Source organism: Streptomyces sp. MB09-02B (assembly GCF_033794485.1).
Taxonomy (GTDB): Bacteria; Actinomycetota; Actinomycetes; order Streptomycetales; family Streptomycetaceae; genus Streptomyces.
In genome coordinates this window covers 1-1,590 of sequence record NZ_JARGEE010000821.1, presented here as the reverse complement: position 1 = coordinate 1,590, position 1,590 = coordinate 1, and the positions used below count along the sequence as shown (strand labels likewise).

Sequence of the window (1,590 nt, the reverse complement as noted above, 5' to 3'; positions counted from 1 at the left end):
GGCTGGGGGGCGGTGGTGGGGGTGCGCTCGGTCGGGGGGTCGGCGGCCATGGCCCGATCCTAGCGAACACTGTCCCTCCGGCCACTCGTCCGGAATGCTCGCAGGTCGGAGGCTTGGCGACATGACCCAGACAGCCGACGGCGCGGCCGAGTCCCGCCCTGCCGCCGCCGACTCCCTCCCCGACGGTGAGTCGCGCCCCGCCGCCACGGGCGGGGCCGCCTCCGGTGATGCCGCTGCCGTCGCCGCTGCCGCAGCCGTGCCGCAGGTCCCCGTGGAGCACCGCCCGCCCGGCGTCGGTCCCCGTGTCGGACGTCGCGGTGCCGGCGTGCGCCGTATCCACCGGGCCTGGTTCGTCGCCGCCGTCACCTTCGTGACGATCATCGGCGCGGCGGCCTTCCGCTCGCTGCCGGGCCTGCTGATCGATCCGTTGCATGCGGAATTCGACTGGTCGCGCGGCACGATCGCGTCGGCGGTCTCGGTCAACCTCGCGCTCTACGGGCTGACAGCCCCCTTCGCCGCCGCGCTGATGGACCGCTTCGGCATCCGCCGGGTCGTCGCGGTGGCGTTGACGGTGATCGCGGTCGGGGCCGGTGCGACGGTGTGGATGACGTCGGCCTGGCAGCTGATGCTCTGCTGGGGTCTGCTGGTGGGGCTGGGGTCCGGTTCGATGGCGCTGGCGTTCGCGGCGACCGTCACCGACCGCTGGTTCACCGAACGGCGTGGTCTCGTCTCGGGCATCCTGACCGCGGCCTCGGCGTCCGGGCAGCTGATCTTCCTGCCGCTGCTGTCGTGGATCGTCTCCGAACGCGGCTGGCGTCCGGCCTCCGTCACCGTGGCGCTCGCCGCGCTGGCCGTCGTGCCCTTCGTCTGGCTGCTGCTGCGCGACCACCCGGCGGACGTGGGGCTGAAGCCGTACGGGGCGCGGGAGTTCGTGCCGAAGCCGGGGCCGGTGCAGGGGGCGGCGCGGCGGGCGGTGAGGGTGCTGTTCTCGGCGATGCGGACGGGGCCGTTCTGGCTGCTGGCCGGTACGTTCGCGATCTGCGGCGCGTCGACCAACGGTCTCATCCAGACGCATTTCATCCCCGCCGCCCACGACCACGACATGCCGATCACGGCGGCGGCCTCGCTGCTGGCGGTCATCGGGGTGTTCGACGTCCTCGGCACGATCGCCTCGGGCTGGTTCACGGACCGCTACGACTCACGGCGGCTGCTGGCGGTGTACTACGCGTTCCGCGGTGTCTCGCTCCTCTTCCTCCCGATGCTGCTGGCGCCGACGGTCCAGCTCCCGATGATCTTCTTCATCGTCTTCTACGGCCTCGACTGGGTCGCCACCGTCCCGCCCACCATGGCGCTGTGCCGCGAGCACTACGGTGAGGACAGTGCCATCGTCTTCGGCTGGGTCCTCGCCTCCCACCAGGTCGGCGCCGCCCTCGTCGCCTTCCTCGCCGGCCTGGCCCGGGACACCTTCGGCCGCTACGACGTCGTCTGGTACGCCTCGGGCGCGCTGTGTGCGGCGGCGGCGTTGATGGCGCTGGTGATACGGCGACGACCGGTGGGGAGGACGGGGGCACCGGTGGGGGCCTGAGGTGC

1 protein-coding gene is annotated in these 1,590 nt (G+C 72.7%); it reads left to right on the top strand.

Features of this window, described 5'->3' with window-relative positions; genetic code table 11:
* Positions 1–121 precede the first annotated feature (121 nt).
* A complete protein-coding gene (locus P1P70_RS44365) occupies positions 122–1,585 on the top strand; it encodes an MFS transporter (RefSeq protein ID WP_319248131.1) in 1,464 nt (487 codons plus the stop codon).
* Positions 1,586–1,590 lie beyond the last annotated feature (5 nt).

Coding starts and splice junctions, on each gene's coding strand:
- P1P70_RS44365 (WP_319248131.1), top strand. CDS start 122: ATGACCCAGACAGCCGACGGCGCGGCCGAGTCCCGCCCTGCCGCCGCC.